Genomic DNA, 25,597 nt, shown 5'->3' with positions numbered 1-25,597 from the left:
ACGCTGTGGCCGGGCTGGAACTGCCGGTGTTGCTCGAGGTCAAATCAAGGTGTTTGGTGAGGTGTTCGGCACCCGTGTACAATAGCGTCAAGAAAATTGCCGTGTGGCAAGACTGTTCCAACAGAGGTGAATGTTCATGGATATCAATGAAACCATTAAGAGCCAGCTTGAAGAGAATCCGATCATCCTGTACATGAAGGGCAGCCCACAGGCACCCCAGTGTGGCTTCTCGGCCAAAACCGTACAGGCGGTAATGGCCTGCGGCGAACGCTTTGCCTTCGTCAATATTCTGGATAACCAGGAGCTTCGTGAAGCCCTGAAGGTTTACTCCAGCTGGCCCACGTATCCCCAGCTGTACATCAATGGTGAGCTCGTTGGCGGATGTGACATTGTTCTCGAAATGTCCGAGAGCGGTGAGCTGGCCAAACTTGTCAAAGAGGCGGCGAAGCAGGCAGAAGCCTGATCACTGCCGCTCAGAGCCGTTTCGGGGTGAACAACAGTTCCACCTCGAAGCGGTTCGCGCTCCCGCTATCCTTCGGTGGCTGAGGGTAGGGGCTAGCCGCCAGCGCAGCCCGATATGCAGCTTCATCGATTGGCTTGATTCCTGTTGATTTCAGAACCCTTGCCCGGGTCAGGGCGCCATTTCCAAGCAACTGCAGTTCGACTTCCATAGCGACCGTGTCAGTGAGGCTCCTCATGGCCGGCACTCTCAGTTCTTCAAGTTGATGGGCCAGATGGACGGCCAGTTTGACCACATAGGGGTCGAGCTCGCCCGGTGACTCCGTAACCCTCGTAATGCTCTCCTCCGTTTTTTCAGGGAGCTGTTCGGGTTCTTCTCCGGCAGCAGAGCTGGCGCTTGACTGTGCGGCTTCGCTCCGGGGGACGCTGGTATTTGTTGCCTTTGTCGGGGCGGGGGTTTGCGGCTCGCGGGATGTCACAACCTCCGGTTTGGAGAGGGGTTCCGGCTCAGGAGGATCAATCTCAAACGGCGTTACCCGTGGTGCATCCCGACGAGGACTGAGGTCAGCTGACGGGTCGGCAACCGTTCTAAGAGTGCCCGGGGCTACCAGCTCAAACCTTACACTCTCCCTGTGCGTGACCGTTGGTTCTTCCTTGGGCGAGGAGATGCCTGAAAGCAGGAGCGTGTGTAGGAAAAGAGCCAGAGACAAGGCAAGCCCAAGCCGGTAGGCAGCCGGCAGGGCATTGGGACTGCTTTTTTCAGGCATTGGCGTCAGGCGGTCTTGCTCCGGAGGGTGCCGACAACCGCATCCAGGGCCCGATCAATCAATGCGCCCTGCTCAAGCAGGGTCAGCCGGCCACGGCGCATTTCATGGGCCAGTTCAACCCGGGTTTTCTCAATCACTTTCAGCCCCATCCGGTTCACAAAGACAAAGCAATCTGCTTCATCAATGATGGCGGACAGCTTGCAGCGGAAGTTTGCACCATTGACCAGTCGAAACTCGACCCAGTTACCAATCTCGATACCGTCAATCTGGGCAACATATTCCGAGATTGCAGCGTCTTCCAGTTCCTGCTGGCGCTCAACGGCCGTCTGGTGAACGGTCGCGATTTCCTCTTCCGCCGGCTCTTCAGGAGAATCCTGTAGTGCTTCGATGGCAGCATTGGTCCGGAATGCCTCTGCCAGCTGATGCTTGAGCTGGCCCATCATTTCATCGAGTCTCGATGAGTTATAGGAGACCTCTTCAAGTCCTGACCGCAGTGATTTCAGCAGGCCAGGCACGACCCGCACCCACTGGTCTCTTTCGTCATCTTCCTGATGGGGGTGAAGACACCAGATCAGATCATCGACGACCTTCACCGTGGCATTCCACCGATGCTCCACGTCATCCCTGAGATAGGCAAGAAACATCACGCGGCTCCAGCCATTCATCAGGATGTCATGGATGGACTCCGGCAGTTTGTAACGGGACACCTTCTGTTTAAGAAGATTGTCGACGGTTTGTTGAGCCGTCTGGGACTTGATCCGACCCCGCTCGGATTCACGGGTTCTCTGCTCAACCAGAGACGCCTTTCGGTTCTCCCGTTCAAGGAACTGTTCGAATTCCTGATTGAGGGTTTCAAAAAGCGAAACATCACCGTCAAATTCGTTGAGAATCCTTTGCACAATGTTGTGAATCTGTCCGTAGAGTTTGTCCTTGGTTTTCTCGTCGCTGCTACTCCAGCCAATGCCTGCTCTCGCCAGGGAGTTCAGGAGACGTCTGGCCGGGTGCGTAGCCTGGCTGAAGAAACTCTTGTCCCGGATAACCACTTTCAGGATCGGAATCTGCAGCCTGCTTATCAACACCTGAACCGGAGCTGACAGGTTGTAGTCGTCAAGAATGAATTCAAACAGCATGGAAACCAGGTTAATGAGGTCTTCATCGACCTCGTTAAGCGCCGGTTTTCGACCATCCCCGGTATCGGTCTGGGAAAGGAGCTGTTGTACCAGCTGACGGAGATCAACGCTGACAGGTTCGCCGGCGCTCAGGTTGCCCTGGTCCTGCCGGGGGGCTGAAAGCGGCAATGAATTGAGAAGGCTTGCCAGCTCGGAGTCACCCACGACCCGGACATTCGGGTCCGAGGCACGGGGAGGTATGCCCGCATTGGCCCGTTGCAGCGCCAGCATCTGTCGGATCTGTTCGAAAACCGCGCTGCTGCTGGCGGCCTGGCCGGCCCGTTCTGCCGCGGAAGCGTCCGGCGCGCTTTCCTGTTTTGGCGCCTCTGCCGACTGGGGACTGGAGGCCTCATGCTGCTGACCGGATTTGCCGTGATAACGGAAGTTCGGAATGATCCCGGCCTGGATCAGTATGCGGTTGGCTTCGTCCAGCAGCATGCCGAGGTTGGACACAACATAGCGGTCAAACTGCTTGAGCAGGATCAGGCGCTCACGGATCTGGATCTCAAGGGCCTGTATTGCCTCTGTGAACGCACTGCAAAGGTGTTCCGGTGCCATCGGATTGACCGGTGATTCGTCGGTGGCTTCCGGGTACACCTGACTGAAACGGGTCTGGAGTTGCAGCAGTGGGCCCTGAAAGTGCGCCTTTGCCTTGGTGATCATGGCGTTGAGGGCAACCTGCTCCTCAAGGTCGTCATTGCCGACCAGGGCAAGAGTGTCGGCGCTGGCCTGCTTGCTCAGCTGTTCTTCCTGAAGCGGTCCGGTGTGAGGGGGGGTGGCAAAATATTGGGCAACGGTGTTCTGGAAATGCCGCTCGACACCCTTACGCTTGATGCGAATTTCACGCATCGCCTCGAAGTACCGGTTCTGTTCGTTGTTGCTGCGGGCATTATTGGCCAGCTCGAACAGCGAATCGTCGACGGCGTCGAAGGCGCCCTGCAGCAAATCACCGAGCCCGGCGACAACCGTGTCCCGGATGCGGGTGACCTCCGCAGGAACCGGTCTGTTACTTCCGGCTTCCCTGTGTTCGCGGAGGTAATGTATGCCGGACTGCTTGTTCATGGCAGACTCCTGTTTACGCCTCAACCGGATACATGACCGAGCTTGAAATCCTTGGATTCTCGTTATTGGTTAAATTTACCGCATTTTGCCCAAAGTTAACATGACCAAACGCTAACGTGGGAGCAAATTCAAAAAAACACGGGGTGCCCAACAGGCACCCTCGTGCAGATTACTGACTTGCAAGATAATTTGCGGTCAGTTCACGTAAACCGGGCCTATGCCCATGCTCCAGATAACAACACTGATGGCGAGCAGGGCAACGAACATAACCAGGCCAACCGTCAGGACTGCAGAAGCGAACATGAACCCCTTGTCCGCCGGGATCCTCATCAGAATCGGTAGCCCTTCGTAAAGCAGGTAGACCGCGTAGGCAACCGCCACCAGGCCTGCCAGCATATTCACCCATATGTTCGGATACGCGGCGATTACGCCAATCAGGAAAATCGGGGTTGCCGTGTACGCCGCCAGAGCAACGCCTCTGGGCGTCCGTTCTACCGCATCATACGTTGCGGCGAAAAAATCAATGAACTTGCCGAGTATAAAAATGCCGGCAAGCATGGCCGCGTAGAAAAGTGTGGAAAGCTGGAGTGCGCTCGTTACCGACAGCTTGGTGATCTGGCCATCACCAATTTGCCAGCCTACCTGGGTTGTTCCGATGAAGCCGGCAACCGCAGGGATCAATGCCAGCAGCAGAATGTGGCCGGCGTACAGTCTTGTGACAGTCTCGGATTCATTGCGGATCGCCTCCCACTCCTGGTCGGGATGGGCGAGCAGGCCAAACGTGTGTGTCAGACTCATGGACGTATTCCTTGTGATTGTTTTTGTATCGCACGCTCCTTCAGTGTTGGTGGGGGATCACCGGGGGTCAAGCTGGCGGTTAAATTTTGATCTTTCAAGAACGGGAGACGCTATAACCGAAGGGTCTATAGCGCCATAGGGAGGAGGTGTCCGGGTTTTACTGTTTCAGTGACAGAGAACGTTTTTTGCGTTTTTTCGGGTGCACAATGGCTGCTTTCACGACATTGTCCTTGATCTGCAGCACTTCTACCCGATGGCCGTCCACTTTCAGGCAGACGTTGGTGTCGGGGATGTTCTCCAGGGTTTCGGTAATCAGGCCGTTAAGGGTTTTAGGGCCATCGGTAGGGAGCTTCCAGCCCAGGGTCTTGTTGATGGTTCGAACGGCGGAAGTGCCATCAATAATGAACGTGCCGTTGTCCTGCGGAATGATGTCCGGGCTGGTGGCGGCATAGTCCGTCGTAAAGTCGCCGACGATCTCTTCAAGTATGTCTTCCAGTGTCGCGAGGCCAAGAACGTCGCCGTATTCATCGACAACAACGCCGAACCGTCGACGACCTTTCTGGAAGTTGATCAGTTGGGTGTTCAGGGGCGTGCTTTCCGGAATGAAATAGGGTTCCTGGCAAAGCTGCATGATCATGGCCTTGTTGATTTCCTCCTGTTGCAGCAGTTTGGAAGCGCTGCGCAGGTGCAGTATGCCCTGAATGTTATTGATGTCGCCCTTGAAGACCGGAAGCCGGGTATGCTGGCTGCTGCGCAGTTGGCGCAGAATGGTGTCGGTGTCGTCTTCCAGGTCGATACCCACTACCTCGTTTCTCGGCACCATGATGTCATTCACGGTCACTTTTTCCAGGTCCAGAATGCTGACCAGCATGTCCTTGTGCTTGGCGGGTATCAGGGCGCCTGCCTCATTCACCAGTGTTCGCAGTTCTTCCCGGCTGAGGTGGTCGTTGGCAGCGTCTGCGGCGGAAACGCCCAGCAGTTTCAGTATGCCTCCGGTGAACAGGTTCACCGCCCAGACAATCGGATACAGGATTTTCAGCAGCGGACCGAGTATGTAACTGGCCGGGAAGGCAATTTTCTCGGGAAATAGTGCTGCAAGGGTTTTCGGAGTGACTTCTGCGAAGATCAGGATCACGATGGTCAGCAGGATGGTGGCAATCGCGATGCCGGCATCGCCCCAGACCCGAATCGCGATAACCGTGGCGATCGAAGAGGCGAAGATGTTCACGAAGTTGTTGCCGATCAGGATGACGCCGATCAGCTGGTCGGTTCGTTGCAGCAGGCCCTGGGCGCGCTTGGCACCTTTATGGCCGGTTTTGGCCATATGTTTGAGACGATATCGGTTGAGCGACATCATCCCCGTCTCGGAGCTCGAGAAGAAACCGGAAAGGAGGATCAGTCCAACCAGGAGAATAAACAGCGCGGTGAGCGATGTTTCGTTCAAAAGAGGTGTCCTTATATTGCTGACAAGTAGCGAAAATAGGGTTTCGGCGAGCGTTGTGTCAAGAGAATAACCGGTGCTTCCGGTGTCAGCCGCCGCGCTGGAAGATCAGTTCCAGCACAAACTTGCTGCCGTAGAAGGCCAGCATCAGGAGTGCGCAGCCAGCGAGGGTCCAACGGCTGGCGGTGATGCCCCTCCAGCCTTTGGTGTAACGACCAATCAGGAGCGCCACAAACACAAGCAGGGACAGGATCGAGAACAGGGTCTTGTGGGCGAGATTCTGGGCAAAGAGATCCTCTATAAAGAGGGCGCCGGTCACAATGGCCAGAATCAGCATGACGACGCCAGCCCAGACCATCTCGAACAGCAGCGACTCCATGGTTTGAAGAGGTGGCAGGTTACGAACCAGCAGGCTGTTGTAATTGTGCTTCAGTTGGCGATTCTGGAAGTAAAGTAGAACCGCCTGGATGGCCGCCAGAGTAAAGAGGCTGTAGGCTGTCACCGAAAGCGCAATATGGGAGAGCATGCCGTAGCTTTGCTCGGACACCAGTCTCGAGGGTCCATGGGTAACCAGGGCGAGAATAATGGTGAGGCCGGCCAGCGGGTACACGCCGAGAAACAGGCTTTGCACCGGCTTTTTAAGGTTGAGTCCCAATAGAAGGAAGACGATCAGCCAGGAAATAAGCACGGAGCTTTTGAAAAAACTGAAATCGAAGCCGCCGTCGTGGTGGACTGTCTGGCCAATGAGAAGTCCGTGGCTGGTCAGGGCGAGAACGCCAATCAGGGTAGTAATGGCAATGTTGCTTTGAACCCGGCCTCTGAAATGCAGGGCCTGCAGCGCGGTACCGACGCTGTAAAGAAAAAGAGAGGTGACCGCGAGAATCAGCGTTCCCATGACTTCCTTATTAACCACTGTTCTGACTGGGGATCGGCGCTGGTTTGCGCCGATTTGACCGGGCTGGTCGTTTCAGGGCGATAGTCTGGTTATAATGTCGCGATTATGCAACTGGAATCAAGGAGTCGTCGCCGGCTCTGCCGATTCACGCACTCAATTTATCCGGGGTACGGAAGAGCAACATGTTTGAGAACCTCCAAGACCGACTTTCCGGCAGTCTGCGCAAGATTTCCGGCCAGGCGCGCCTCACTGATGACAATATAAAGGACACCCTGCGGGAAGTGCGCATGGCGCTGCTGGAGGCGGATGTCGCCCTGCCGGTGGTGAAGGACTTTGTTGAGGGCGTCCGCAAGCGTGCCATTGGCCAGGAGGTGCAGCGCAGTCTGACGCCGGGCCAGGTCTTTGTGAAAGTTGTCCAGCAGGAGCTGGAACGCGTCATGGGCGAGGGTAATGAATCCCTCAATCTGAACGTCCAGCCGCCGGCCGTAGTCATGATGGCGGGTCTGCAGGGTGCAGGTAAGACGACCACGGTCGCCAAACTCTCGCGCTTCCTTAAAGAGCGGCAGAAAAAATCCGTCCTGGTGGTCAGCGCCGACGTCTACCGTCCGGCGGCGATTCGCCAGTTGGAAACCCTCGCTGGCGAAGTGGGTGTCGAGTTCTTCCCGAGCAGTGCCGATCAGGACCCGGTTGATATTGCCGAGGGTGCCATTGCCGCGGCCAGGAAGAAGCACATTGATGTGGTAATTCTTGATACCGCCGGCCGACTCCACGTCGACGAACAGATGATGGGAGAGATTGGTCGGCTGCATAAAGCGGTCAACCCGGTTGAAACCCTGTTCGTGGTCGATGCCATGACGGGCCAGGATGCCGCCAACACCGCCAAGGCGTTCAACGATGCCCTGCCGCTGACCGGCGTGGTGCTGACCAAAACCGATGGCGATGCCCGTGGCGGTGCCGCCTTGTCTGTTCGTCACATTACCGGTAAGCCGATCAAGTTCCTGGGTGTTGGTGAAAAGTCTGATGCGCTGGAGCCGTTCTATCCGGACCGGGTTGCCTCCCGGATCCTGGGTATGGGCGATGTGCTCTCGCTGATTGAAGAGGCAGAGCGCAAGCTTGATCAGAAGAAGGCCCAGAAGCTCACCAAGAAAATCAAAAAGGGCAAAAGCTTCGATCTGGAGGATTTTCGGGATCAGCTTCAGCAGATGAAGAACATGGGTGGCATCGGTGGCCTGCTCGACAAGTTGCCCGGCATGGGGCAGATGGCCCAGGTGGCGCAGCAACAGGTCAACGACAAGTCCATGGGGCAGATGGAGGCGATCATTTGCTCCATGACGCCAAAAGAGCGGCGTTACCCGGATGTGATCAACAATTCCCGCAAGCGCCGTATCGCCACGGGGTCTGGAACCCAGATCCAGGACGTCAATCGTCTGCTGAAACAGCACAAGCAAATGCAGAAGATGATGAAAAAGTTTGGCAAGAAAGGCGGTATGGCGAATATGATGCGCGGCATGGGCGGCATGATGCCCCCTGGCGGCGGTGGGGGAGGCGGAATGCCCCCGTTTGGCCGTATGTAAAAAGCCTTACATGGAAAACGGGGAAACAACTGGTTTTGCTGTTTTCTTTGGCGCTTTTTTAGCATAGAATAGCGCCCCTTTCGAGTATGGGTCTTCGCGTCAGCTGGTATTCAGCAGGCGTGAATCGTACAAAGTTCGTTCAACAGAACAGGATATTGGTTAAATGGTAATTATCCGTTTGGCTCGTGGCGGCTCCAAGAAGCGCCCGTTCTACCATCTGACAGTCACCGACAGCCGCAAATCCCGCGACGGTCGTTTTATTGAGCGTGTAGGTTTCTTCAACCCGGTAGCCCGTGGTCAGGAAGAGAGTCTTCGCGTTGATCGTGATCGTGTCAATTTCTGGCTCGGTCAGGGCGCGCAGACCAGCGAGCGCGTTGCACAGCTGCTGAAGGCTGCTGGGTAAGACAGTACTGACACCGGGGTTTATGGCATGACACAGAATTCGCAGGAAACTGTGATCGGCCGGATTACCTCGGTGTTTGGGGTCAAAGGATGGCTTAAAGTCTTTTCCTACACAGACCCCAAGGAAGGAATACTGAACTATCCCGATTGGACTCTCGATCTGGATGGGAAGCGTATTCCGGCCAAGCTTGAGGAAGGTCGCCGCCAGGGGCAGGGGATCGTCGTCAGGCTGAAAGGTATTAACGACCGTGATCTGGCCCGCACGTATTGTGGTGCCGAAGTCAGGGTTTCCACTGCTGAATTGCCGCCGCTTCCCGATGGGGAGTACTACTGGTTTCAGTTGGAAGGTCTTGACGTGTTCACGGTGGATGATGAGTGCCTTGGTAAAGTGCACCATCTGATGGAAACCGGATCCAACGATGTTCTGGTGGTGCAGGCAACAGCAGGCTCCATTGATCAACGTGAGCGTCTGATCCCCTATCTGCCGGGCGAAGTGGTGCAGAGTGTTGATCTCGCCGCAAAGCAAATGGTGGTGGACTGGGATCCGGAGTTCTGACGGGTGTGGATTGGCGCAGTCAGTCTGTTCCCGGAGATGTTCGGTGCGGTGACGGATTACGGGATCACAGGGCGTGCGGTTCGGGATGGTCTGCTGACCTTTCGGACCTGGAATCCCCGTGAATTTACCCAGGACCGGCATCGAACGGTAGATGACCGGCCCTATGGTGGCGGCCCGGGCATGCTGATGAAAATTCAGCCCCTGAGGGACGCAATCCATGCGGCACGGGAATCGGCACCCGGAAACCCTTGTGTGGTTTACCTGTCGCCCCAGGGTGAGACGCTGAACCAGTCTGTTGTCGAGTCGCTCGCGGCAGAACAGCAACTGATTCTGGTGGCGGGCCGGTACGAGGGTGTTGATGAGCGCCTGATAGCGACGGAAGTCGATCGGGAAGTGTCACTGGGCGATTTTGTTCTGTCCGGTGGCGAACTGGCAGCGATGGCTGTTATCGATGCGGTTACACGCCTCATCCCCGGAGCGCTGGGTCATGCGCAGTCGGCAGAGCAGGATTCTTTCGCCGACGGTTTGCTGGATTGTCCGCACTACACCCGGCCCGAGGTTTACGAAGGTCAGGCGGTGCCGGATGTTTTATTGGGCGGTCACCATGATCAGATCCGGCGTTGGCGGCTCAAGCAGTCGCTGAGGCGAACCCGGGAGCGACGCCCCGACCTGCTGGAAAGGCGGGTGTTTACGGACGAAGAGCGTGAGCTGCTGGAAGAGATTTTGAACGAACCGGGTGCCTCTGAATAATCAGGGCATTAACAGATTGGGTATCAGGAGCATTACGATGAGCGGCAAGAACAACATCATCAGTCAACTTGAAGCAGAACAGATGACCAAGGAAATCCCCGCGTTTGCGCCGGGTGACACCGTGGTCGTTCAGGTTCGCGTAACCGAGGGTAACCGTGAGCGTCTTCAGGCGTTCGAAGGTGTCGTCATCGGCAAGCGTAACCGTGGCATGAACTCCTCTTTCACCGTACGTAAGATCTCCTACGGTGTCGGTGTTGAGCGTACTTTCCAGAGCTTCTCAAAGCTGATCGAAAGCATCAGTGTGAAGCGTCGTGGCGATGTTCGCCAGGCCAAGCTTTACTACCTGCGCGACCTGTCTGGCAAGGCAGCTCGTATCAAGGAGAAGCTGGGCTGATCAGCAGTGCGCTGAACAGCAGTCAAAAAAGGGCAGCCGAGGGCTGCCTTTTTTGTGTCTGAGGTTTCGGTATGCTTGGTGTGTTGTGGGACCTATGCAGTCTGGGAACTTGCCATGAGAGCAGAAGATGAATCGGTGATCGTCAGGTTTGTTGATGCCATCTGGCTGGAGGACGGACTGGGCGAAAAAACCCGCCAGGCTTACCGGAGCGATCTGTTGCGGTTGTCGGAATGGCTCGAGAGTCAGCCTGGCAAGCCGCTGCTCAAGGATGTTCGCAGAACCGACTTACTGGCTTGGATGTCCAGTGGCCTCGCGCAGGGCGTCAAGAGCTCCACGGCGGCCAGGCGGTTGTCCGGGCTGCGGCGGTTTTATCGGTTTCTGCTGCGAGAAGGCCTGATTACTGAAGACCCGACCCTTCGGATTGACAGCCCCAGGCTGCCTCGGCGTCTCCCCGACTCGCTGACCGAGGGCGAGGTGGATGCGCTGCTTTCCGAGCCGGACCCCGGAATTGCCATCGAGCTCAGGGACAAGGCCATGCTGGAAATACTCTACGGTTGCGGTCTGCGGGTCTCGGAGCTGACCGAGTTGCGGGTTGATCAGGTAAACCTTCGTCAGGGCGTGGTTCGGATCACTGGCAAGGGCGACAAGGAGAGATTGGTCCCCCTGGGTGAAGAGGCAGTGGACTGGTTGCTGCAGTATATGAAGGAAGGGCGGCCGGAACTCCTTAAAGGGCGATCCTGTGATGCGCTGTTCCCGGGCAACCGTGCTGCGGCGATGACTCGTCAGACTTTCTGGCATCGTATCAAGCACTACGCGGTTCGAGTGGGTATTCGCAAACACCTGTCGCCTCATACACTCAGGCATGCCTTTGCCACGCACCTACTTAATCATGGAGCGGACCTGCGTGTGGTGCAGATGCTGCTGGGCCACTCTGACCTGTCGACAACACAGATATACACCCATGTGGCTCGTCAGCGACTGCAGTCGCTGCACCAGGCTCACCATCCCAGGGGCTAGCTGTGGGGCGGTTCCGCGATTGGGGGTGAACTTTCTTTTTGTGTATTTGTCGCATTGAATTGATTCCCGGCCTGTGCCAATACTGCCCGGGTTGTTTAACTGCTTACTGGAAAAGGTTGTTTGCCAGAATGAATATGAAACATGTGGTTGTGGCGCTTGGAGTTGTCCTGGGTGCCTTTGGCGCGGCCAGCGTCAGTGCCGGTGAAGTGGAAGACCGGATTTCCGAGCGTCTGACCCAGGCCGTCCCCGGCCTCAAGGTGGTGTCGGTAAAGGAATCCGAAGCCAAGGGCCTCTATGAGGTTCAGAGCAACAATGGCGACACCATCTACGCGACCGAGGATGGCCAGTACCTGATGACGGGAGATCTTCTCAAGATTACCGATCAGGGCATTGCCAATGTCACCGAAGCCGCCCGCACGGAGGCCCGTCGCGAAATGATGGCGGACTATGGTAACAAGGGAGTTATCAGCTTCCCGGCGAAAAACGAAAAGGCCGTAGTAAACGTGTTTACTGATATCGACTGCCCTTACTGCCGGAAGCTGCATGACGAGGTGCCGCAGTTGAATGACTATGGCATTACCGTCAATTACTACGCGTTTCCACGGTCCGGCCCCAATACAGCGTCTTTCAAAAAGTATGAGTCGGTCTGGTGTGCTGACGATCAGCAGGCGGCCATGGACGCAGCCAAGGCCGGCCGCTCAGTACCCGACGCAAGTTGCGAAAATCCGGTGGGCGAGCAGTATGAGCTTGGTGGCCGGGTAGGGGTCACAGGGACACCTGCCATTGTTCTGGAAGATGGCAACATGGTTCGTGGCTATGTCCCGGCCCAGCGTCTGGCGGAAGGCCTCGGGCTACTCTGAAATCCTGGCGCACCTATCGTACGGGATGCGTTACACGGTATTTTCGAAGGATCCGATTCAGGGCTTATTCAGTGAGGCCTGAATCGGTATACTATGCCCGCCTAATATAATTCATCAGCACCCCTTCGGGATCAGAGGTGAGAGTTTGAAAGACGTCAGTGTCGGAATCTGCGGATTGGGAACCGTCGGCGGCGGTACCTTTAATGTCTTGACCCGCAACGCCAGGCTGATTGCCGGTCGGGCCGGATGCAATATCCGGATTACCCGGGTTGCCAGTCGCCGGGCTCGCGAGGATATGGACCTCGGCGATGTGCCCTTCAGCACCGACATTTACGACGTGGTGAACGATCCCGACGTGGATATCGTGGTCGAGCTCATCGGTGGTTATGATGCGGCCAAAGAGCTGGTGCTGGCGGCAATCCGCAACGGCAAGCACGTGGTTACCGCGAACAAGGCCCTGATTGCCGTCCACGGCAACGAAATCTTCGAGGCGGCCGAGAAGGCTGGTGTTGTGGTGGCTTACGAGGCGGGTGTCGCCGGCGGTATCCCGGTCATCAAGGCTGTTCGTGAGGGTATGGCGGCAAACCGCATTGACTGGATTGCCGGCATCATCAACGGCACCGGGAACTACATCCTGACCGAAATGCGTGCCGGTCGGGAATTTTCCGAGGTTCTCAAAGAAGCCCAGGATCTTGGGTACGCCGAAGCAGATCCGACCTTTGATGTGGAAGGCATTGATGCCGCCCACAAGCTGACCATACTGGCATCAGCCGGGTTTGGCGTGCCTCTTCAGTTCGAGAAAGGCTTCACCGAAGGCATTTCGAAGATTACCCCTTACGACATTGCTCACGCCGAATTGCTGGGTTATCGCATCAAGCACCTCGGCATTGCCCGTCGCCGCGATGATGGCATCGAGCTGCGTGTGCATCCGACCCTGGTGCCCCAGAGTCATCTGATTGCCCAGGTTGATGGTGTCCTGAACGCGGTCCTGGTGGATGGCGATGCCGTTGGCCAGACCATGTATTACGGTCCCGGAGCAGGGGATGAGGCAACCGGGTCGGCTGTTATTGCCGATATCGTCGATGTGGCCCGTGCCGTGGCGACCGAAAGCAAGCTGCGTGTGCCCTACCTTGGCTTCTCACCGGACGCCATGGAAGACCTGGATGTGCTGTCCATGGAGGACATTCAGTCTGCCTACTACCTGCGCATTACCGCTCTGGATCGTCCGGGTGTGCTGGCCAAGATTGCCTCCATTCTGAGTGAGCATGGCATCAATATCGAGTCGATCATGCAGAAGGAATCCGAGCTGAAGGACGGACGTATTCCGGTGATCATCCTGACCCATACCGTTCAGGAGCGCCAGATCAACCGTGCGATCGAAGAGTTGGAAGCTCTGTCCGACACCGATGGCCATGTTGTCCGCATCCGCGCTGAAAACTTCAACTGACAGGTACGAACGTGAGATACATCAGTACGCGGGGTGAAGCGCCCGCACTGGGCTTTGAGGATGTTCTGCTGACCGGTCTGGCGACAGATGGCGGCCTCTATGTTCCTGAATCCCTGCCACATTTTGATCTGGAAGAAATCCGGAGCTGGCGCGGGCTTTCGTACAGTGAGCTGGCGTTCAACGTCATGTACCCGTTCGTGGATGACGCTATCCCTGCGGATGATTTCCGCAAGATGCTGGACGAGACCTACTCGGTTTTCGCCCACAAGGCCGTGGCCCCGCTGGTTCAGCTGGATACCAACGAGTGGGTGATGGAGCTTTTCCGCGGTCCGACGCTGGCGTTCAAGGATTTCGCCCTCCAGCTGTTAGGGCGTCTCCTCGACTATGTTCTGGAAAAGCGCAAGCAGCACGTGGTTATCATGGGAGCGACTTCCGGTGATACCGGTTCGGCTGCCATCGAAGGCTGTCGCAAGTGCGAGCACGTGGATATTTTCATTCTGCATCCTTACCAGCGGGTGTCAGAGGTCCAGCGCCGTCAGATGACCACCGTTCAGGGTGAAAACATCCACAACATTGCGGTGCGTGGCAACTTCGACGACTGTCAGCGCATGGTGAAGGAGAGTTTCGGCAACCAGTCGTTCCTGGGTGGCAAAACCCAGCTGGCAGCTGTCAACTCCATCAACTGGGCCCGGATCATGGCCCAGATCGTCTACTACTTCCATGCCTCCCTGGCACTGGGCGGTCCGGATCGGAGCATGGCGTTTTCGGTACCCACAGGGAACTTCGGCGATATCTTTGCCGGCTACCTGGCCAAGAAGATGGGGCTGCCAATCTCACAGCTGGTCATTGCCACCAACCGAAACGACATCCTGCATCGTTTCATGAGTGGCAACAAATACGAACAGCACCAGCTGGAGCACACCCTGTCTCCGAGCATGGATATCATGGTGTCGAGCAATTTCGAGCGCCTGCTGTTTGATCTGCACGGCCGTGACGGGCTGGCAGTGAAGACCCTGCTGGAAAATGCCGCCAAAGGGCCGGTCAGCATCGAGGATTACCGCTGGAAGCATGCGCGCAAGTTGTTCGACAGTGACGCGGTGGATGACAAAGCCACCTGCGATACGATTCGTGAGATTTACGAACAGAACGAGTATCTTCTGGATCCTCACACCGCCATCGGGGTTCGCGCTGCGCGCAACTGTCGCCGTGATCAGGCGGTACCGATGATCACCCTGGGTACCGCGCACCCGGCCAAGTTCCCGGATGCCGTGGCCGAATCCGGCGTAATTGTGAAGCCGCCTCTGCCGGCCCATATGGCCGACCTGTTCGAGCGGGAAGAGCGCTACACGGTGCTGGATAACAATATCGCCGGTGTGCAGGAGTTTATTGCCAAGCACTGGAAAAACGCCTGACCGGGTATGACACCAAAAAAGATCCTGCGTCGCCCCCAGCCCGAGACATTCCCGGACTGGGGGCAAAACCTGCCTCCCTTGCTTCGCCGTCTTTACGCGGCCCGTGGCGTTACTTCCGATGAACAGCTCAGCTACACGCTGAAACACTTGGCCTCGCCCATGTCACTTCGGGGCATCGACCGGGCCGTCGAACTTCTTGCCGAAGCCATCGAACAGCAACAGCGGGTTCTGGTGCTCGGGGATTTTGACGCCGATGGCGCCACCAGCACGGCCGTCGCCATGCTTGGCCTTTCAATGCTGGGTCTGCAGAGCATCGATTTTCGCGTCCCGAGCCGGTTTGCCGATGGCTATGGCCTGACGCCGGGTATTATTGAGCGCTTGCGCGATGAAGGTCAGCTTCCCGACCTGATGGTTACCGTCGATAACGGCATAGCCGCCGTTGAGGGTGTTCGAGCGGCCAAAGAGCTTGGCGTGAAGGTGGTGGTGACGGATCACCACCTGGCCGGTGAAGAGCTCCCGGACGCCGATGCCATCGTCAATCCCAACCAGCCGGGCTGCCCCTTCCTGAGCAAGAACGCCGCCGGTGTGGGCGTGATGTTTTACGTCCTTACGGCGTTGCGCAAGCAGCTCCGGGAAACCCAACGCCTGCCTGATCCCGAGCCGAACCTGGGGAGCCTGCTTGATCTGGTGGCCCTGGGTACGGTGGCTGATGTCGTGCCCCTGGACCATAACAATCGGATCTTCGTGGAGCAGGGCCTGCGCCGTATACGCCAGGGTGAGGCCCGTCCCGGTATCCTGGCGCTGCTGGAAGTCGCGGGTCGGGACCACACGGCGATCAGCTCAACCGACCTCGGATTTGTGGTTGGTCCTCGCCTGAATGCTGCGGGCCGGCTTGATGACATGAGTATCGGGATTGCCTGCCTGCTGGCAGACAGTCCGGACGAGGCTCGCCGACTGGCCCGGGAATTGGACACCTTCAATCGTGAACGCCGGACCATCGAAAAGGACATGAAAGCCCAGGCCCAGGATCTGCTGTCTTCAATGTCGCTGGATCTGGATGGACTGCCCTGGGGTCTTGCGCTTTTCGATACCGATTGGCACCAGGGCGTTATCGGAATTCTGGCTGCCCGTATCCGTGAGCAGACCCATAGACCGACCATTGCCTTTGCGCCGGACGAAAACGGCGAAGACATCAAAGGTTCTGCTCGCTCCATTCCCGGGCTTCATATCCGGGATGTGCTTGCCGTGGTCGACTCACGTCATCCGGGGATCATGAAAAAATTTGGCGGTCACGCGATGGCTGCGGGCATGACCCTCGCCAGCGATGATCTGGATGCCTTTTCCGGGGCCTTCGATCGCGCCGTTCGAGACACCCTGTCGGCCGAGGATCTGGAGGCGGCGATCACAACCGATGGGCCTCTGGGCGCAAATGAACTGTCGTTGGACACCGCTGCGCTGCTCAAGCGGGCCGGCCCATGGGGGCAGCATTTCCCGGAGCCACTGTTCGACGGCGAATTCCGGGTGGTCAGCCAGCGGATAGTCGGCGAAAACCATCTGAAATTGGTGTTGCAACCTGTCGAAGGCGGCGGGATCATCGACGGCATTGCCTTCAATACCGGGCCGGAAGTGCCTGATTACACGCGCACCGGTGCGCGGGTGGTTTACAAGCCGGATGCCAATACCTTCCGGGGGCGCACCAATCTCCAGCTTCTGGTGGATTACCTCGAGCCTCTTGCCTGATTCACGGAAACCCGCAGGCTGATTTACAAACCGATTTCCGGTAGAATCCCGCCTCTGTTTTTACTCTCCATTTTCAAGAGCGAGTAAGGGTTTCATGGAAATCAATCCCATTGTGACGAAGATTAAAGAGCTTCGTGAGCGCACTGAAGCGCTCAGGGGGTATCTTTGACTACGATCAGCGTAGTGAACGACTGACCGAAGTTGAGCGCGAACTGGAGCAGCCCAGCGTCTGGGACGACCCGGAGCGGGCACAGGCTCTGGGCAAAGAGCGCGCGGACCTTGAACTGATCGTCAAGACCATCGACAACCTCACCTCTGGCCTGGAAGACGCCGAGGGCCTGCTGGATATTGCCGCAGAAGAAGAGGACGAAGGCACCGTTGCAGAGATCGAGTCAGATCTTGAGGGTCTTGATAAAGAGCTCGAGAAGCTTGAATTCCGCCGCATGTTCTCCGGCGAAATGGACGCCAACAACGCCTACCTGGATATTCAGGCCGGCTCTGGTGGCACCGAAGCCCAGGACTGGGCCAACATGCTCCTGCGCATGTACCTGCGCTGGGCAGAGCGTCGGGGCTTCAAGGCCGAAATTGTCGAGCTGATGGAAGGCGATGTGGCGGGTATCAAAAGCGCCACCATTCACATCCAGGGCGACTACGCCTATGGCTGGCTGCGTACCGAAACCGGCGTTCACCGTCTGGTGCGTAAGTCACCATTCGATTCCGGCAACCGTCGGCATACTTCGTTTTCTTCCGTGTTTGTGTCACCGGAAGTGGATGACAGCTTCGAAATTGAAATCAATCCGGCGGATCTGCGGGTGGATGTTTACCGTGCCTCCGGCGCCGGTGGTCAGCACGTTAACCGGACCGAGTCGGCGGTGCGTCTGACGCACAATCCCACCGGTATTGTCGTGGCCTGTCAGGCTGGTCGAAGCCAGCATCAGAACAAGGACCAGGCCATGAAACAGCTCAAGGCGAAGCTGTTTGAGCGTGAGATGCAGGAGCGCAACGCCGAGAAACAGAAAGCCGAGGACGCCAAGGCCGACATCGGTTGGGGCAGCCAGATCCGCTCCTACGTTCTGGACGACAGCCGTATCAAGGACCTGCGCACCAAGGTAGAAACCAGTAATACCCAGTCGGTGCTGGACGGTGACATTGACAAGTTCATCGAAGCCAGCCTGAAGATGGCGCTGTAACCAGCGCCTTTGCCACGCTAACCCGGACAACCCGATTCCTAGTGAGCCAAAATGACTGATCAAACTCAGAATGCCGCACCGCATGAGGACAACAAGCTGATTGCCGAGCGCCGCGCCAAACTGTCAGAAATGCGCGACCAGGGCAACGCCTTCCCGAACGACTTTCGTCGTGACGCCACCGCCGCCGAACTGCAGGCGAAATACGGTGAAAAAACCAAGGAAGAGCTGGAGTCCCTCGGTATCAAGGTGGCCATTGCCGGCCGCATGATGCTCGATCGCAAGGCATTCAAGGTGGTCCAGGACATGACTGGCCGGATCCAGATCTACGCGTCCAAGGATGTCCAGAAAGACACCAAGCACTGGGATCTGGGGGACATCGTGGGAGTGCGAGGCACCCTGTCCAAGTCGGGCAAGGGCGACCTGTACGTGACCATGGATGAGTATGTGCTGCTCACCAAGTCCCTGCGCCCGCTCCCTGAAAAACACAAGGGCCTGACCGACACGGAAGCCCGTTACCGCCACCGCTACGTCGACCTGATGGTCAACGAGGACAGCCGTCGGGTGTTCTATGCGCGCTCGAAGATCATCAGCGCCATGCGTCAGTACTTCACTGAGCGGGACTTCATGGAAGTGGAAACCCCGATGTTGCAGGTGATTCCCGGCGGTGCCACAGCGCGTCCCTTCGTGACTCATCACAACGCCCTGGGTATCGACATGTACCTGCGCATTGCGCCGGAGCTGTTCCTGAAGCGCCTGGTGGTTGGCGGCTTTGAGCGAGTATTCGAGATCAACCGGAACTTCCGCAATGAGGGTCTTTCCACCCGTCATAATCCGGAATTCACCATGGTCGAGTTCTATCAGGCCTACGCGGACTACAACGACCTGATGGATCTGACCGAAGACATGCTGCGCAGCATTACGCAGAAAGTGCTGGGTACGACGACCGTCGTGAACACCCGCACCCTGGCGGATGGCAGCGAAGAAACCGTCGAGTACGATTTTGGTAAAGCCTTCGAGCGCCTGACCGTGGTCGACGCCATCCTGCGCTACAACCCGGACATCAAGCCGGAACAGCTGGCGGACGACGCCAGTGCCCGCCAGGTGGCGAAAAACCTTGGTATTCATCTCAAGGATGGTTGGGGCCTGGGCAAAGTCCAGATCGAGATCTTCGAGGCGACGGCGGAGCATCGCCTGATGCAGCCGACATTTATCACCGAGTACCCGAAAGAAGTGTCGCCCCTGGCCCGCTGCAAAGACAGCAACCCGTTCGTCACCGAACGTTTCGAGTTCTTCGTGGGCGGTCGCGAAATCGCCAACGGCTTCTCGGAGCTGAACGACGCCGAAGATCAGGCGGAGCGCTTCCAGGCCCAGGTGGCCGAGAAAGAGGCCGGTGACGACGAAGCCATGTTCTACGATGAAGACTACGTGATGGCCCTGGAATACGGCCTGCCGCCCACCGCCGGTGAAGGTATCGGAATCGACCGGCTGGCCATGCTGCTGACCAACTCGGCATCAATCCGCGACGTTATCCTGTTCCCGGCCATGCGCCCCGAGCACAAGGCCGACAGCCGTAAAGACGAGGAGTGATCCATGAGCCCGGTTGAGGTACTGGCCAGCCAGCTCAGGCCCGACCGGGGCTGGAAAGAGCATCTCGCGGAAGAATTCCGCCGGCCCTACATGCAGGGCCTGGCGGAGTTCCTCGCCGCCGAGGAACAGGCCGGCAAAGTCCTGTTCCCCGCCAGCCAACACTGCTTCAACGCCCTCAACAGCACGCCACTGGATAACGTGAGAGTGGTCATTCTCGGCCAAGACCCCTACCACGGTCCAGGCCAGGCCCACGGCCTGTGCTTCTCCGTGCGCCCGAACGTGGCCATCCCGCCCTCACTGGTGAACATCTTCAAGGAAATACAGGACGACCTGGGTATCGCTCCCCCGGACCACGGCTGCCTGCAGCCCTGGGCCGAGCAGGGCGTACTGCTGCTCAACAGCGTTTTAACCGTCGTTCAGGGCCAGGCCGGCGCCCACCAGGGAAAAGGCTGGGAAACCTTCACCGACAAGGTCATCGAAACCATCAACCGCGAACGGGAAGGCGTGGTATTCCTGCTCTGGGGCAGCTACGCGAAAAAGAAAGGCCAGCACATCGACCGCACCAAACACTTGGTCCTAGAGGGCCCCCACCCGTCACCCCTGAGTGCTTACCGGGGCTTCTTCGGTTGCAAGCACTTCTCAAAGGCGAACGACTGGTTGCAACAGCAGGGAAAGCCCACGGTTGACTGGGCGCTGCCAAGCAAATCTGAGTTGATCGAGAGATACAAGCAGAGCTGAAAGGACAAGTCAGGAGCGCCCTTCCAATTTTTGATCGGTGTGGGGGTGGTCAGTCTTTTCCGACAGGAAAAGCTGTCTGAGCGAAGCGAGTTCTTTTCCCGAGGGAAAGACTGACCACCCCCGCGCCAGCCCCCAAAGGGTGAGGGGCCAAGGGGCAGGGCAGGTATTACTGAAGCAGCGCCATAGCCGCTTCCATCTGGGCGTTCAGATCCTCTTCCTCGCTCATGTCGATATTCGGATCCAACCCCAGACGATCAAAGGCCGAAATCTTCGTCCAGTCCATCTCCGTCCACGGATGCTCCGAACCCGCAACCAGCTGCAGGTTGGCAACCATCACGAGATCCGCATAGTCGGCCGCCGGCACCTCACGGTTGAAGTTGGCGTATTCCAGGGGAACGTTCTGAAGCTCCTTCGGGAAATCCCACTTCTTAAGGATTGTCGCCCCGATCTTCGGATGCAGTTCATCAACCACGTTGTCCAGCATGATGCTGCTGATCTGGATGTCCTGGTCTTCTACATAGCGCAGGATGGGCAGTACGCCGATCAGATGCACAAGGCCTGCAAGGGTAGCCTGGTCCGGCTTGAGTTTGGTGTAGTGTTGCGCCAGAACGTGGCAGACGCCGGCCACTTCGGTACTGGTCTGCCAGGTGGCCCGCATGCGCTTGTCGATCATGTCGGACGTGGCCTGGAACATCTGCTCCATGGCCAGGCCCATGGCCAGGTTGCTGGTGTAGGCCATACCGAGGCGACTTACCGCCATGTTCAGGTTCTCAATGGCTCGGCTGCCCCGGAACAGCGGGCTGTTGGTCACCCGGATGATGCGTGCGGACAGGGCCGTGTCATTGCTGATGACCTTTACCAAGTCGGCTATTGAAGAATCCTCGGATTGCGCAATGTCTCTGACCTGAAGGGCTACCTCCGGAAGGGTGGGAAGCACCAGCTTGTCATTTTCGATGGCTGCGTTGAGATCGGCTTTGATGGTTTCAACAATATTCGACATGGTCAGTAAAGGTCCGCTTAAAGATTTCGAAGAATGGCCAGAATGCCTGGGCCACTGTCCGAACAATCAAATATGTGAGCTGCTGCATAGCAAAATAGCAAATTCTGGCGCGTTTGCCTGTCAACTTATGTATCTGATTGTGCGCTTTTTTCCCTTTCGGGCACCGGGTAGGGCAGTGGCATTGGCTCCAGCGTCACCTGTGACAGGCCCTCCGGATGCAAGGCGTTTTCAGCGGCATCGTGGCGAACCACCGCAAGTAATTCAACGCTGCCGTCGCGGTATTTGATCGCATTGACCACTTCTCCGACTGACCGCTCGCCAGCAAATAATGCGGTTCCGGGGGTTGGCAAGTCTTCTGACTGTTCAATACGGAAGCGGAAAAGGCTCTTTTTCAATTGCCCAAGGAAGTGCATGCGGGCAATCACTTCCTGACCCGTGTAGCAGCCTTTCTTGAAATGCACGCCGCCCACATGCTGCCAGTTCAGCATCTGAGGCACGAAGGACTCTTGTGTGGCGGTAGTCAGGGAGGCGACGCCCGCTGCGATTTCGGAGGCCTGCCAGTCGGCCGCCGACATACGGGCGCTGGCGGGAAGTGCTGCTTCGCCCTCTTCAGTGTGCCAGAACTCGAAGCGGGGCGTGCCCTCGGCTGTCGATTGCGTCTTCACGAGGATGCCGTCAGGGAGTGTGCAGGCGTCCCCGGGCTCTTTCAGAGAATCCAGTGGCTTTCCGGCGAGCGTTTCTGCCAGGCCGTCGCCCAGAATCCCTATAATCTTCGTTTCCTGAACCATCTCCATAGTGGTTCCACGAAACAGCATCAGATATTTGCGCAAGTGGCTGATGATGTCGTCAGCGAGTTCGGCGGGAAAGTCCATCAGGATATCGTCGCCTGAACGGACCATACGTGTGAGGCAGTAGGCGCGACCCTTGGGCGTTGCTGCGGCCGCGCGCGGCGAATACTCCGGGATTACCTCATCGAGGTTCTGGCTGAACTGGCCCTGAAGAAACTTGTCGGTGCCCGGGCCGCTGACGCATACAACCACGCGGTTGTCGAGATCCGCCCAACCGTTGTCCGGCAGGGGATACTCTGCAACGGCAGATACAGAAGCGTCTGTGTCGGTCATGGCGTACTCCAGGTTATTGAATCAGTGAGATGATCGCCGGGGGCGGCCCAGTCTGAGCCAGACCCTGAGACGACGGAAATCCTCCGCCGGAACATTGCCCGGGCTTCCGGGTACTGGTGCCAGCAGGAGTGAAGTGTATGACCGGAATCTGGTGCCGGCAGGCCGAAGTTTCAAGAGTGCCAGGCCTGACCAGATCCGGCTGGAGGCAAGTGGAATAACCTCTACCCTCTGCTTGTCTCCGATTCTGGCATACATTTTATCGTGTTCGATCAGGAGACCACTTACGGAACCATCGCCCAGAAGTAACCCGTTTGACCGATACTGCAGGGCGGCGCCCCACAGTGCAATGGGGATTGCAACGAGAAGCCAGAATTTGCCTGCCAGCAGCGCCATCAACAGGAAAGCCAGCAGCAAAACCCATGGCAGCAACGCAAGCAGGCCAACCAGCAGGGAGGGCGTCAGCGTTAGTTCAATCCGGCTGGACACGTTTGAGAATGATGTCGACCATGCGTTGAAGATCGGGATCGGCCGGGCGGCTGCGTTGCATGAACCACTCAAACATGTCGTTATCTTCGCAGGTGAGCAGTTTCTTGTAGCGGGCCTGGTCTTCAGCGTCCAGATCGCGGAAGGCCTCTTCCATGAAGGGAATCAGAAGGTTGTCCAGCTCCAGCATGCCTCTACGGCTATGCCACCAGAGGCGGTTGAATTCTGCTTTTTCAGACGATGCAGGTGTCTCTGACATAGTGTTTACCATTGAATCCTGTGTAAAAACGGTGTTCGTTCAGGGCGCGAGTGTACGGTAGGTGGTGGGAACCAGCACGGTATCACGCACCTCATTGATCAGTCCCGGATAATCGAGAGTGTAGTGCAGCCCTCGGCTTTCCCTGCGCTGCAGTGCCGAACATATGATGAGATCAGACACGGTGACCAGGTTCCGAAGTTCCAGCAGGTCATTGGTGACACGGTAGTTGCTGTAGAACTCGCCGATTTCCGCAGACAAAAGATCCACCCGGTGCTTGGCCCGCTGCAGCCGCTTGGTGGTCCGCACAATGCCGACGTAGTCCCACATGAAATGGCGAAGCTCGTCCCAGTTGTGGGAGATTACCACGTCTTCATCGGAGTCCCGCACCTGGCTTTCATCCCAGTCTGGTGCCTCTGGCGGTGGTGGAATGTCGGCTTCCCGGCGGGCAATATCCGCCGCAGCCGCACGGCCATAAACCAGACATTCCAGCAGGGAGTTGCTGGCCATTCGGTTGGCCCCATGGAGCCCGGTGAAGGCAGCCTCGCCGACCACGTAGAGCTGGTTAACATCGGTTCGGGCACGTTCATCGCTCATGATTCCGCCACAGGTATAGTGAGCGGCTGGAACTACGGGAATGGGCTCTTGGGTAATATCGATACCGAAGCCCAGACACTTCTCGTAGATGGTGGGGAAGTGGTGCTTTATAAAGTCGGCGGGTTTGTGGCTGATGTCCAGGTACAGATGATCAGCGCCCAGTCGTTTCATTTCGTGGTCAATGGCCCGGGCAACGATATCGCGGGGCGCCAACTCGCCACGCTCGTCAAAGCGATCCATAAACCGGGAACCATCCGGCAGTTTCAGCAGGCCACCCTCGCCCCTCACGGCTTCCGTGATCAGGAAGGATTTGGCGTGGGGGTGATAAAGGCATGTGGGGTGAAACTGGTTGAACTCCATGTTTGCCACCCGGCAACCGGCCCGCCAGGCCATCGCAATCCCGTCTCCGGAAGCGCCGTCCGGATTGGTTGTGTAGCGGTAGGCCTTGGAGGCGCCGCCGGTGGCAATCACTGTGAATCGTGCCCGGAACAGCTCTACATGGTTGTCTTCAAGGTTCAGGATGTAGGCACCGACGCATCGGTTTCCCGGCAGGGACAGTTTGCGATTGGTGATCAGATCCACAGCCACCCTACCAGACATGAGTTCTATGTTAGGTCGTGCCTCTGCCTGGGAGGTGAGGGTGGTTGAGACCGCATGCCCCGTGGCATCGGCTGCATGAATGATGCGCCGATGACTGTGGCCGCCCTCACGGGTCAGGTGGTAGTGGGCGTCCTGATCCCGCGTAAAATCGACACCGGAATCGATCAGCCAGTTGATGCTTTCCCTGCCATGTTCGACCGTGAACCGCACGGCGTCCTCATGGCACAGGCCTGCGCCAGCATTGAGGGTGTCGGAGATGTGGTTTTCGGTGGAATCCTGATCATCCAGAACTGCGGCGATACCGCCTTGTGCCCAGAGCGTGGCGCCGCTGCTGATCTGGGCCTTGCTCACCACGCAGACCTTCAGGTGCTCCGGCAGATTGAGCGCGACGGTGAGGCCGGCAGCACCACTGCCGATAATGAGAACATCGTATTCGAAGGACTGTGGCATCGGGTCGTTATCGCAGGCCATAATGTGGACGTGTATTGAACTAAACTTTACGCTTGCTGTCTATTTGGCCTGACAGGGTGAGCCGCCTGACCGGTGGTCTAGCCCGTTTCATGAACGGACGCCGGATAGCATCAATGACGCAGCGAAACTTGGTACAGGCCGGACAGCTGGCCATCAAATCAGGGAACCCCGGCAACCAGTCCATGACTCCTGATACAGAGAAACAACAGGGCGATCACCCGGACAGCCAGACGGATCTGCAGCTGGTGCGCAAGGTCCGTAATGGTGATCGCGCCGCCTTCGATCTTCTGGTGGTCAAGTACCAATCCAGAGTCGCATCAATTATCAGTCGGTACGTCTACGACAGTCAGGAAGTCATGGATCTGACCCAGGAGACCTTCGTAAAAGCGTTCAGGGCGATCGAGCGCTTCCGCGGGGACAGCGCCTTCTATACATGGCTGTACCGGATTGCCGTCAATACCGCGAAGAATTACCTGGAATCCCGCGGCCGGCGGCCGCAGGGCAGTGCCGACTCGGCGGAAGCGGAGAATTTCGATGACGGTTCACGGCTGCGTGACACCGCTTCGCCTGAACGGCTCCTGCAACGGGAACAGCTCCAGAAAGAATTGAACAAGGCGATCGCCCAGCTTCCTGAGGAGTTGCGCTCTGCCTTTCTGCTCAGGGAATACGATGGGCTGAGCTATGAGGATATCGCGGGTATCCTCGAGTGCCCTATCGGTACTGTCCGTTCAAGAATATTCAGGGCCCGGGATGCGGTTGATCGGCATCTCGGGCCTTTACTCAATCACTCGGTGACGTAATTGAGGTTGCA

Annotated in this window: 25 protein-coding genes; 15 read left to right on the top strand and 10 right to left on the bottom strand. The window is 57.4% G+C overall.

What is annotated here, in order from left to right:
• Positions 1-136: 136 nt before the first annotated feature.
• Positions 137-463, top strand: coding sequence for a Grx4 family monothiol glutaredoxin (grxD, locus tag AC13E3_RS17880; protein ID WP_008176261.1), 327 nt, complete (start codon positions 137-139; stop codon positions 461-463).
• 10 nt (positions 464-473) lie between these two features.
• On the opposite strand, the gene AC13E3_RS17875 is transcribed toward grxD, so the two are convergent.
• The 5 genes from AC13E3_RS17875 to AC13E3_RS17855 all read right to left on the bottom strand — a co-directional run bounded on the left by AC13E3_RS17875 (position 474) and on the right by AC13E3_RS17855 (position 6,591).
• Positions 474-1,226, bottom strand: coding sequence for an energy transducer TonB family protein (locus tag AC13E3_RS17875; protein ID WP_008176259.1), 753 nt, complete (start codon positions 1,224-1,226; stop codon positions 474-476).
• 5 nt (positions 1,227-1,231) lie between these two features.
• Positions 1,232-3,457 carry a DUF1631 domain-containing protein gene (locus AC13E3_RS17870; RefSeq protein WP_008176256.1) on the bottom strand — a complete coding sequence of 742 codons (2,226 nt, stop codon included), beginning with the start codon at positions 3,455-3,457 and terminating at the stop codon, positions 1,232-1,234.
• Positions 3,458-3,652: 195 nt separating this feature from the next.
• On the bottom strand, positions 3,653-4,255 hold the full coding sequence (locus tag AC13E3_RS17865) for a Yip1 family protein (RefSeq protein ID WP_008176254.1): 603 nt from the start codon (positions 4,253-4,255) through the stop codon (positions 3,653-3,655).
• Between the two features lie 157 nt (positions 4,256-4,412).
• Positions 4,413-5,699, bottom strand: coding sequence for an HlyC/CorC family transporter (locus tag AC13E3_RS17860; RefSeq protein WP_008176252.1), 1,287 nt, complete (start codon positions 5,697-5,699; stop codon positions 4,413-4,415).
• Positions 5,700-5,784: 85 nt separating this feature from the next.
• On the bottom strand, positions 5,785-6,591 hold the full coding sequence (locus tag AC13E3_RS17855; protein WP_008176250.1) for a cytochrome C assembly family protein: 807 nt from the start codon (positions 6,589-6,591) through the stop codon (positions 5,785-5,787).
• Positions 6,592-6,773: 182 nt separating this feature from the next.
• Between AC13E3_RS17855 and ffh the strand changes: the two genes are divergently transcribed.
• The 13 genes from ffh to ung all read left to right on the top strand — a co-directional run bounded on the left by ffh (position 6,774) and on the right by ung (position 20,258).
• On the top strand, positions 6,774-8,165 hold the full coding sequence (gene ffh / locus AC13E3_RS17850; protein WP_008176248.1) for a signal recognition particle protein: 1,392 nt from the start codon (positions 6,774-6,776) through the stop codon (positions 8,163-8,165).
• Between the two features lie 163 nt (positions 8,166-8,328).
• A complete protein-coding gene (rpsP, locus tag AC13E3_RS17845) occupies positions 8,329-8,568 on the top strand; it encodes a 30S ribosomal protein S16 (protein WP_008176245.1) in 240 nt (79 codons plus the stop codon).
• 27 nt (positions 8,569-8,595) lie between these two features.
• Positions 8,596-9,123 (top strand): ribosome maturation factor RimM, encoded by a 528-nt coding sequence (gene rimM, locus AC13E3_RS17840; RefSeq protein ID WP_008176242.1) that lies wholly within the window; start codon positions 8,596-8,598, stop codon positions 9,121-9,123.
• A gap of 3 nt (positions 9,124-9,126) precedes the next feature.
• Positions 9,127-9,873 (top strand): tRNA (guanosine(37)-N1)-methyltransferase TrmD, encoded by a 747-nt coding sequence (gene trmD / locus AC13E3_RS17835; protein ID WP_482902313.1) that lies wholly within the window; start codon positions 9,127-9,129, stop codon positions 9,871-9,873.
• Positions 9,874-9,910: 37 nt separating this feature from the next.
• Positions 9,911-10,267 (top strand): 50S ribosomal protein L19, encoded by a 357-nt coding sequence (rplS, locus tag AC13E3_RS17830; RefSeq protein ID WP_008176237.1) that lies wholly within the window; start codon positions 9,911-9,913, stop codon positions 10,265-10,267.
• 114 nt (positions 10,268-10,381) lie between these two features.
• Positions 10,382-11,284, top strand: a complete 903-nt coding sequence (gene xerD, locus AC13E3_RS17825) for a site-specific tyrosine recombinase XerD (protein WP_008176234.1) — start codon at positions 10,382-10,384, stop codon at positions 11,282-11,284.
• A 128-nt stretch (positions 11,285-11,412) separates the two neighbouring features.
• Positions 11,413-12,144, top strand: a complete 732-nt coding sequence (locus AC13E3_RS17820; RefSeq protein WP_041645008.1) for a DsbC family protein — start codon at positions 11,413-11,415, stop codon at positions 12,142-12,144.
• A gap of 145 nt (positions 12,145-12,289) precedes the next feature.
• A complete protein-coding gene (locus AC13E3_RS17815) occupies positions 12,290-13,591 on the top strand; it encodes a homoserine dehydrogenase (protein WP_014576269.1) in 1,302 nt (433 codons plus the stop codon).
• Positions 13,592-13,602: 11 nt separating this feature from the next.
• Entirely contained in the window at positions 13,603-15,003 is a 1,401-nt protein-coding gene (gene thrC, locus AC13E3_RS17810; RefSeq protein WP_482902312.1) for a threonine synthase, read from the top strand.
• A 6-nt stretch (positions 15,004-15,009) separates the two neighbouring features.
• On the top strand, positions 15,010-16,743 hold the full coding sequence (recJ, locus tag AC13E3_RS17805) for a single-stranded-DNA-specific exonuclease RecJ (protein ID WP_482902311.1): 1,734 nt from the start codon (positions 15,010-15,012) through the stop codon (positions 16,741-16,743).
• Positions 16,744-16,837: 94 nt separating this feature from the next.
• A protein-coding gene (prfB, locus tag AC13E3_RS17800) for a peptide chain release factor 2 (protein ID WP_482902310.1) occupies positions 16,838-17,933 on the top strand; the annotation gives its coding sequence in 2 pieces (ribosomal slippage) (positions 16,838-16,909 and positions 16,911-17,933; 1,095 coding nt in all).
• 51 nt (positions 17,934-17,984) lie between these two features.
• Positions 17,985-19,520, top strand: a complete 1,536-nt coding sequence (lysS, locus tag AC13E3_RS17795) for a lysine--tRNA ligase (RefSeq protein WP_482902309.1) — start codon at positions 17,985-17,987, stop codon at positions 19,518-19,520.
• A 3-nt stretch (positions 19,521-19,523) separates the two neighbouring features.
• Entirely contained in the window at positions 19,524-20,258 is a 735-nt protein-coding gene (gene ung, locus AC13E3_RS17790; RefSeq protein WP_092030284.1) for a uracil-DNA glycosylase, read from the top strand.
• Positions 20,259-20,424: 166 nt separating this feature from the next.
• Here the strand turns inward: ung and AC13E3_RS17785 are convergent, their stop codons facing one another.
• The 5 genes from AC13E3_RS17785 to nadB all read right to left on the bottom strand — a co-directional run bounded on the left by AC13E3_RS17785 (position 20,425) and on the right by nadB (position 24,765).
• On the bottom strand, positions 20,425-21,258 hold the full coding sequence (locus AC13E3_RS17785) for an HDOD domain-containing protein (RefSeq protein WP_008176220.1): 834 nt from the start codon (positions 21,256-21,258) through the stop codon (positions 20,425-20,427).
• 125 nt (positions 21,259-21,383) lie between these two features.
• Positions 21,384-22,379: a CAF17-like 4Fe-4S cluster assembly/insertion protein YgfZ gene (ygfZ, locus tag AC13E3_RS17780; RefSeq protein WP_482902308.1), complete on the bottom strand. Its 996-nt coding sequence runs from the start codon at positions 22,377-22,379 to the stop codon at positions 21,384-21,386.
• A 21-nt stretch (positions 22,380-22,400) separates the two neighbouring features.
• Positions 22,401-22,865: a hypothetical protein gene (locus AC13E3_RS17775; RefSeq protein ID WP_273082459.1), complete on the bottom strand. Its 465-nt coding sequence runs from the start codon at positions 22,863-22,865 to the stop codon at positions 22,401-22,403.
• Positions 22,849-23,121, bottom strand: a complete 273-nt coding sequence (locus AC13E3_RS17770) for an FAD assembly factor SdhE (protein WP_014576278.1) — start codon at positions 23,119-23,121, stop codon at positions 22,849-22,851. The genes AC13E3_RS17775 and AC13E3_RS17770 overlap by 17 nt, the downstream gene beginning before the upstream one ends.
• Before the next feature lie 39 nt (positions 23,122-23,160).
• Positions 23,161-24,765: an L-aspartate oxidase gene (gene nadB, locus AC13E3_RS17765; protein WP_181259056.1), complete on the bottom strand. Its 1,605-nt coding sequence runs from the start codon at positions 24,763-24,765 to the stop codon at positions 23,161-23,163.
• A 134-nt stretch (positions 24,766-24,899) separates the two neighbouring features.
• Here nadB and rpoE point away from each other — a divergent pair, with 134 nt between their 5' ends.
• A complete protein-coding gene (rpoE, locus tag AC13E3_RS17760) occupies positions 24,900-25,586 on the top strand; it encodes an RNA polymerase sigma factor RpoE (RefSeq protein ID WP_008176207.1) in 687 nt (228 codons plus the stop codon).
• Positions 25,587-25,597 lie beyond the last annotated feature (11 nt).

It is taken from the genome of Marinobacter sp. L-80 (assembly GCF_056859395.1).
Note: the sequence above shows the minus strand (reverse complement) of the source record. Positions and strands in the feature narration are given on the sequence as shown.

Excerpts from the sequence above, each read along its gene's own strand:
- rimM (WP_008176242.1), top strand. The coding sequence starts at position 8,596 with ATGACACAGAATTCGCAGGAAACTGTGATCGGCCGGATTACCTCGGTG.
- AC13E3_RS17870 (WP_008176256.1), bottom strand. The coding sequence starts at position 3,457 with ATGAACAAGCAGTCCGGCATACATTACCTCCGCGAACACAGGGAAGCC.
- ygfZ (WP_482902308.1), bottom strand. The coding sequence starts at position 22,379 with ATGACCGACACAGACGCTTCTGTATCTGCCGTTGCAGAGTATCCCCTG.
- AC13E3_RS17855 (WP_008176250.1), bottom strand. The coding sequence starts at position 6,591 with ATGGGAACGCTGATTCTCGCGGTCACCTCTCTTTTTCTTTACAGCGTC.
- rplS (WP_008176237.1), top strand. The coding sequence starts at position 9,911 with ATGAGCGGCAAGAACAACATCATCAGTCAACTTGAAGCAGAACAGATG.
- AC13E3_RS17785 (WP_008176220.1), bottom strand. The coding sequence starts at position 21,258 with ATGTCGAATATTGTTGAAACCATCAAAGCCGATCTCAACGCAGCCATC.
- rpoE (WP_008176207.1), top strand. The coding sequence starts at position 24,900 with ATGACGCAGCGAAACTTGGTACAGGCCGGACAGCTGGCCATCAAATCA.
- ung (WP_092030284.1), top strand. The coding sequence starts at position 19,524 with ATGAGCCCGGTTGAGGTACTGGCCAGCCAGCTCAGGCCCGACCGGGGC.
- grxD (WP_008176261.1), top strand. The coding sequence starts at position 137 with ATGGATATCAATGAAACCATTAAGAGCCAGCTTGAAGAGAATCCGATC.
- rpsP (WP_008176245.1), top strand. The coding sequence starts at position 8,329 with ATGGTAATTATCCGTTTGGCTCGTGGCGGCTCCAAGAAGCGCCCGTTC.
- AC13E3_RS17820 (WP_041645008.1), top strand. The coding sequence starts at position 11,413 with ATGAATATGAAACATGTGGTTGTGGCGCTTGGAGTTGTCCTGGGTGCC.
- recJ (WP_482902311.1), top strand. The coding sequence starts at position 15,010 with ATGACACCAAAAAAGATCCTGCGTCGCCCCCAGCCCGAGACATTCCCG.
- xerD (WP_008176234.1), top strand. The coding sequence starts at position 10,382 with ATGAGAGCAGAAGATGAATCGGTGATCGTCAGGTTTGTTGATGCCATC.
- ffh (WP_008176248.1), top strand. The coding sequence starts at position 6,774 with ATGTTTGAGAACCTCCAAGACCGACTTTCCGGCAGTCTGCGCAAGATT.
- AC13E3_RS17875 (WP_008176259.1), bottom strand. The coding sequence starts at position 1,226 with ATGCCTGAAAAAAGCAGTCCCAATGCCCTGCCGGCTGCCTACCGGCTT.
- lysS (WP_482902309.1), top strand. The coding sequence starts at position 17,985 with ATGACTGATCAAACTCAGAATGCCGCACCGCATGAGGACAACAAGCTG.
- nadB (WP_181259056.1), bottom strand. The coding sequence starts at position 24,765 with ATGCCACAGTCCTTCGAATACGATGTTCTCATTATCGGCAGTGGTGCT.
- AC13E3_RS17770 (WP_014576278.1), bottom strand. The coding sequence starts at position 23,121 with ATGTCAGAGACACCTGCATCGTCTGAAAAAGCAGAATTCAACCGCCTC.
- AC13E3_RS17865 (WP_008176254.1), bottom strand. The coding sequence starts at position 4,255 with ATGAGTCTGACACACACGTTTGGCCTGCTCGCCCATCCCGACCAGGAG.